The organism is Desulfobacterales bacterium, from assembly GCA_021647905.1.
Taxonomy (GTDB): domain Bacteria; phylum Desulfobacterota; class Desulfobulbia; order Desulfobulbales; family BM004; genus JAKITW01.
In genome coordinates, this window is record JAKITW010000104.1 from 1 (window position 1) to 6,331 (window position 6,331).

Annotated in this window: 6 protein-coding genes, 1 rRNA gene and 1 CRISPR repeat array; of the genes, 5 read left to right on the forward strand and 2 right to left on the reverse strand. The window is 54.8% G+C overall.

The annotated features are described in order from the left end of the window. The 3 genes from rrf to L3J03_11890 form a co-directional block, all read left to right on the forward strand. Positions 1 to 73, forward strand: a 5S ribosomal RNA gene (gene rrf, locus L3J03_11880); the annotation flags it as partial. Positions 74 to 312: 239 nt separating this feature from the next. Next, positions 313 to 1,284 (forward strand): NTP transferase domain-containing protein, encoded by a 972-nt coding sequence (locus L3J03_11885; protein ID MCF6291680.1) that lies wholly within the window; start codon positions 313 to 315, stop codon positions 1,282 to 1,284. 123 nt (positions 1,285 to 1,407) lie between these two features. Continuing rightward, positions 1,408 to 2,307, forward strand: a complete 900-nt coding sequence (locus tag L3J03_11890) for a YfiM family protein (protein MCF6291681.1) — start codon at positions 1,408 to 1,410, stop codon at positions 2,305 to 2,307. Between the two features lie 93 nt (positions 2,308 to 2,400). On the opposite strand, the gene L3J03_11895 is transcribed toward L3J03_11890, so the two are convergent. Next, positions 2,401 to 3,078 (reverse strand): phosphatase PAP2 family protein, encoded by a 678-nt coding sequence (locus tag L3J03_11895; protein ID MCF6291682.1) that lies wholly within the window; start codon positions 3,076 to 3,078, stop codon positions 2,401 to 2,403. Between the two features lie 76 nt (positions 3,079 to 3,154). Beyond that, positions 3,155 to 4,594: a glycosyltransferase family 39 protein gene (locus L3J03_11900; protein MCF6291683.1), complete on the reverse strand. Its 1,440-nt coding sequence runs from the start codon at positions 4,592 to 4,594 to the stop codon at positions 3,155 to 3,157. Between the two features lie 108 nt (positions 4,595 to 4,702). Here L3J03_11900 and L3J03_11905 point away from each other — a divergent pair, with 108 nt between their 5' ends. Beyond that, entirely contained in the window at positions 4,703 to 5,128 is a 426-nt protein-coding gene (locus tag L3J03_11905; protein MCF6291684.1) for an AbrB/MazE/SpoVT family DNA-binding domain-containing protein, read from the forward strand. Then, positions 5,115 to 5,504 (forward strand): type II toxin-antitoxin system VapC family toxin, encoded by a 390-nt coding sequence (locus tag L3J03_11910; GenBank protein MCF6291685.1) that lies wholly within the window; start codon positions 5,115 to 5,117, stop codon positions 5,502 to 5,504. The genes L3J03_11905 and L3J03_11910 overlap by 14 nt, the downstream gene beginning before the upstream one ends. A 12-nt stretch (positions 5,505 to 5,516) precedes the next feature. After that, positions 5,517 to 6,330: a CRISPR direct-repeat array (repeat unit 20 nt; unit sequence CGGTTCATCCCCACGCCTGT). The last annotated feature ends 1 nt before the right edge of the window (position 6,331 follow it).

Here is a 6,331-nt window from a genome sequence, read left to right on the forward strand (position 1 = left end):
CACGGAAGTTAAGCTCCTCAGCGCCGATGGTACTGCATGGGAGACTGTGTGGGAGAGTAGGTCGCCGCCGAATTCTTTTTGTGAAAAAGGGTTCCTTCTTTAGAGGGAACCCTTTTTTTATGCCTGCCCCTACCCTGTCAACATCCCCTCTCGCCCCAAGGGCAATGCATTCACTTGTCATCACCCCTCCTTCCTGGTAGTCTATCTCCCGGTTACCACATAACTGATCACGGGGTAACTACGCAATATCATTACCTCCAAACCTGTAAGCGATCACAGACACCACTGCTTATCAACAACCGGAAAGAAGATATGTCAGCCACATTCGCCTTGATCCTGGCCGCTGGCAAGGGCACCCGCATGAAGTCGGAAAAGGCCAAGGTCCTGCACGAGGTCCTTTTCGTTCCCATGGTCTTCCATGTCCTTGACGCCATTGCCGGCCTGGATCTTATCCGGACCATGGTGGTGGTCGGCCACCAGCAGGATGCGGTGATCAAAACCCTGGCCGGTTATGACGTTGAGCATGTCCTGCAGGAAGAACAGCTCGGCACCGGTCATGCCGCCCGTTGCGCCGAGCCGTATCTCGCCGGTCAGCAAGGCACCGTGCTGATCCTCTGCGGTGACATCCCCCTGATCCGATCCCGGACCATAGACCGGATGCTCGCTGAGCATAAACAAAACAGCGAACCGCTCACGGTGATGACAACGCATCTTGCCGACCCCGGCAACTACGGCCGGATCATCCGCAACGCAGCCGGAGATCTTGCCGGCATAGTCGAGCAAAAGGACGCCACCCCGGAAGAACGGCTGATCAAGGAGATCAATGCCGGGATCTACTGCGTGGAACTGCCCTTTCTGTTCGAGGCCCTGGCCCGGGTGAACACCAACAATAAACAGGGCGAGATGTACCTTACCGACATCGTGGCCATTGCCGCGAAGGCGGGCAATAAAATAAATACCTTTTCCTGCGAAGATGCCCTGGAGGTGCTGGGGGTGAACTCCCGGCTCGAACTGGCCGAGGCGCATTGCGAGCTGCAGCGGCGCCACAATGAGGAACTGATGCTCTCCGGGGTCACCCTGCTCGCCCCGGAAACCGCCTTTATCCAGAACGGGGTCATTATCGGGGCTGATACCTGCATCAATGCCAATGTCCAGATCACCGGCAATACAAAAATCGGCGGCAACTGCACCATCGGCCCCAACACGGTCATCCACGAGAGCCGGATCAACGACAACGTCGCCGTCCCACCCCTGTCCCATGTCCGCAATCAGGTGTTGACCTAACCAGCGGGATCACATCTCCACGCCCACCTCTCCTTGTCCGGGAGGACTTTCACCTGAATCCGTTCTCCGGGCAGATATAATTTTATGGACGTCATCCCAGCCGGCCAATATAATGGATAAACCATGCGGTTTCTTCCTGTAACAGTAATGCTGCTCACCATCTTCCTCTCCTCTCCGCTATTGGCCCGGGACGTTAAGGGCGGTTACTATTCCGCGCCCATTGATGATGTCCGTGAGTCCTTTGAGGACAGATCGCCGCTGACCAGGCGACTCTCCGAGAGGTTTGCAAATATGAGCAAGGAAAAAAAGGCGCTCTATTTGAACCTGGCCGGTACAACTGGAATCCTGGCCCATGCGGTTCTCGTCTGGGGCGCCAGCCCGGCCAGGTATTTCAAAACCACCTCGGAAGGATGGTTCGACGCTGATACGGGTTACGGCGGCGCTGATAAACTCGGCCATTTTTATACCGGGTATGTGGTGGGAGATATTTTCAGCTATGCCTATGATTCGTGGGGGTTTGACCGACGAAAATCCAGCATTTTTTCTTTTCTTTCGTCAGTCCTCTGTACCACGTTGGGGGAAATTGCCGATGGCTTCAGCGATTACGGGCTGTCCCACGAGGATATAATCGCCAACGTCAGCGGGGCCGCGGCAAGCTATGTCCTGCATGAAAATCCCTGGTTATCGGACAAGATTGACCTGAGACTGGAATATAAGCTCTCGGGATTCTCTCTTTCCACCACCGATTACGACCAGATGAAGTATCTGATCGCCTTAAAGGCCGAGGGGTTTGACTGGATTAAAAACGAGCAGCTCAAATTTGCCGAGTTGTATTTTGGTTATTATACCCGTGGTTTTGTAAACGATGAACCATCCCGGGAAAGAATCCCGTACCTTGGTATAGGTTTCAACCTGTCCCGTTTTTTCCGCAATAAAAACAAGCCGCTTTCAACGTTATTTACTTATTACCAGCTTCCCTATAGCTACCTGGAAGCAGGCAGGCCCATGACCAGCCGTCACTAAAGCCGGTGCACGGTTCCTGACAACCTCCTCCCGCTTTATCCCGCGCCGATTCCAGCATTTTTTCCGTATCCGGGCGGACAGCCCGGCCCATGATCATTGCCCTGGAACCAGATAGCCCTTTTTGACAAGCCGGGTGTAAAGGTACAGGGTCAGGAACATTCCCATGTAAGACCCCATCAGGATGTCGCTGACAAAGTGGGCCGAAACAAAGACCCGGCTGGCAGACACCAGGGCGGCAAAAAAGACAAAGGCCGCGGTGTATCTGGGAAACAGCAGCGACAGCGAAATCATCAGGGCCCAGGCGGTCTGGGAATGGCCGGAGGGAAAGCCGTTCATCCCGAAGTCGAAATTAAAGGGCTGAAACCCGTACAGGTTGTCGGCTAAAAAATAACGCGGCCGGTACCGGCCGATCATCGTCTTGACAAGGTTGAGCAGCAGGCCGGAGAAAACGATCGACAGAAAGACAAAAAACGCCTTTCCGCTGATCGCGGCGCAGCGCCGGCGCAGGCCGGGATCTTTCCCATACCGCTGCAGGAGATAGGCCCCCGCGGCAATACAGAGAGAAGAGCTTATCCAGATGTCGCCCTTGCCCAGCCGGGTAACCCTTTCAAAGAACTGTTGCCAGCCGGCCGGCAGATGCTGGTGGACCAGCAGCAGAACCTGGCGGTCGACAAAGATCATGCTGAGCCCGCAGAGCAGCAGCACAACGATAAAACCGGCCCAGGCCTGGGGAACATTGATCCGGCAACGGTCCTTGTCCAGGAAAAGCATGGAGAAACAGCCCCCTTACATTTTGTTCATCTTGTTGCCGCCCCGGGCCCTTGCCGGCAGGCGGGCAGGTTGTAACCTATCGTAACCCCTGAAAGTTGCGGCACCAGACATAATCAACGCTATTCACCTTGTTATGCAGGTAAATATCAATGGTTTTGGCCTGCTCCACCGCACTGCAGCGCATGGTCGCATTGATATCCTTATTAAAGAAATGGGTATTGATAAAGAGCAGGTCGCGGCCGATCGGTGAAGATTTCTGCCAGAGATCAAACTGGTCGTCACGGTTATCGATCAGGAAAAGATCGATTTCAGGGGATGGATTATAAAAAATGGCCCGCGAGGCCAGGGTCCAGTTGGTCACCGCCATTGCCTCCCGGGCCGGATCATCGATCAACGCCGCCGCCTCCTCCATGATGGTGTCAAACCCGTAAATATCACGGTGGATGGTTGCCTGATAGTCCTTGAACGGGATGAGTTTAAGGGAAAGTTCACCATAGGCCAGCAATGAGAGGGTCATGGAGATTGCCACGGCCCCGTAAAGGTATTTTTTCCAGCCACTGCCGGCCTGGAGAAGATAATAGCTGCCGATCGGGATGAAGAGCAGATAAAAAGGCGATGTCCAGTGCGGCAGGGCCCGCTCATAAAACGAGGCATAGGTGAAGAAGCCGATGAGCACCACCCCGAAGAGGGCGCTTAGAAAGAGGGTCTTCTCCTTGGAACGAAGCGCCTTATAGAGCCCGAAAAAAGCTATTGGCAACAACAGGGGGCTATATGCAACAAACTGGGCACCCAGCGACAGGCCGAATTTTCCCCAGCTGACCGCATCCGAGCCGGCCACGTGCCGGGCCTGGTAGGCAAAGCTTATCCAGTCGTGCCGGGCGTTCCACACCAGCACCGGACTGATCAGCAACAGTGCCAGCAGCGCACCGGGGAGCAGCTTCGGGGTGAAGAGCAGGTCAAACCGTCTACGGAAAATAAAATAGAGCGCAATCGGGGGCAGAAACAGGACCGCGGTATACTTGGCCAGCCCGGCGAGCCCCAGCAACAGGCCCAGCCGGAGCCAGTTGCCAACGGTATTTTCTTGTTCAACGGCAATAACGGTATGGATAAGCGGGATGATGAGTATGAAGAGCAGGGTGTCCGGCATCAACATTATAAAAAGTGCGTTGAACAGAAAAGAGGCGTTCAACGCAACCGTACAGAACAGCGCCTGGTACCGGTCCCTGGCAATGGCCAGGATGAAACGGTAGATCAGGACCGAAACAATGCCGCCGATCAGGACCGCGGCTATCCTGGCGCCGAACTCGTTCTCACCGAACAGCGAGGTGAAAACATACTGCACCCAGCCGATCAGGGGCGGATGATCAAAATAGCTTAGATCCAGATAGCGGCCGTAAAGGACATAATGGGCCTCATCCACCCCGAGGCCGAACCGGGGAATGACCAGCAGGCGCAGCAGGGTGATCCCGGCCAGAAAAAAAAGCAGGCCAGAGTGTTCCTTGACTGTTGAATGCATCGACTGATATCGCAAAATCGCCTGGGGGGGTAATGGTGGGATGGCGGAAATCATTGGCCCTAAGCATGGTTATTGTCTCCTCAAACCATCTTCGCCACAAGCCCTATAATGAAAAGCACGGGCAACTGTCAACAAAAACAGCTCCGAACTCAGGAAAAACAGCTATGTTTCCCTTCACAAAATAGAAAACGGAACCCCTTTCAGTTGTTGACATTTTCCTTTATTTCCCTTAAAGTAATCTTACCAATTTCTTACCGGGGAGGTTTTTCCATGCCAACCACAATTCTTTCAAGCAAAGGCCAGGTCATCATCCCCAAATCGATCCGGGAAGAACATCACTGGGAACCGGGTCAGCGCCTTGAGGTCATTAAGTCCGGTGAAGGTGTTCAACTCAAACCAGTAGAGCCTTTCTCGAAAACCACCCTTGCCGATGTTGCGGCATGTCTGCAATACAAAGGCAAGGCCAAAACTCTTGCCGAGATGGAAGATGCCATCCGCAAGGGGGCACAGGAGGCCGCCCGTGATCGCGGTTGACACAAACGTTATCGTCCGTCTCCTGACTCGCGACGACGAGGAGCAGTTCCAGAAGGCCTCGACCTTATTCAGCAAATACGATATCTTCATCCCGGAAACCGTCATCCTCGAAACCGAATGGGTCCTGCGCTATGCTTACAATTTTGCGCCCGCCGCCATCTGTGATGCCTTTAGCAAGACCTTCGGCCTGCCAAATGTGAAGTTACAGCGGCCGGATATAATCGCCCAGGCCATTGACCTCTCCCGGAAGGACCTGGGTTTCGCCGACTCCCTGCATCTTTCCATGAGCAAGGAGTGCAAACATTTCGCCACCTTTGACACCGCCTTCATCCGCAAGGCAAAGGGGCTGACAAAGTGCAGGGTAAAAAAACCTTGAACCCGTGACAACCGGTTCATCCCCACGCCTGTGGGGAACATTGTAATTTCCCGCCGTAGACGAGCCCTTAAAACGGTTCATCCCCACGCCTGTGGGGAACATGCCATCTTTGGCGCTGCCGTGGCACCGGCGAGCGGTTCATCCCCACGCCTGTGGGGAACATATGTCAATCCGCATTGCTGCTATTTCCTCAACCGGTTCATCCCCACGCCTGTGGGGAACATTCGGCAAATGTGCCAAAAAAACGCTCAACGGTCGGTTCATCCCCACGCCTGTGGGGAACATTCCCAACCGAGGGGGAAGCTGCTCTTCATGTCCGGTTCATCCCCACGCCTGTGGGGAACATTCGGCAAGACGCAAGGTGTCGCCGTTGTACTGCGGTTCATCCCCACGCCTGTGGGGAACATGGCCTGCTGGCCGGGCTGATGATTGTGGTGTCCGGTTCATCCCCACGCCTGTGGGGAACATTTCAAGTGCCCTGGCACCATGGGCATCAACACCGGTTCATCCCCACGCCTGTGGGGAACATAAGGGCGTCCTGGTCGAGCTGCCGTTCGAGGCCGGTTCATCCCCACGCCTGTGGGGAACATTCTGCGTCAGGTCGATTGGTCTGGCGAAGGGTCGGTTCATCCCCACGCCTGTGGGGAACATAGCACTGATATTCGACGTGACCGTAAATGTTTCGGTTCATCCCCACGCCTGTGGGGAACATACCTCCAGTTCGGGTTCCGGTTTTTGAGAGTGCGGTTCATCCCCACGCCTGTGGGGAACATGCTTGTTTTCTGCCTCTGCGAGAGTTGTTTTTACGGTTCATCCCCCGCCCTTTG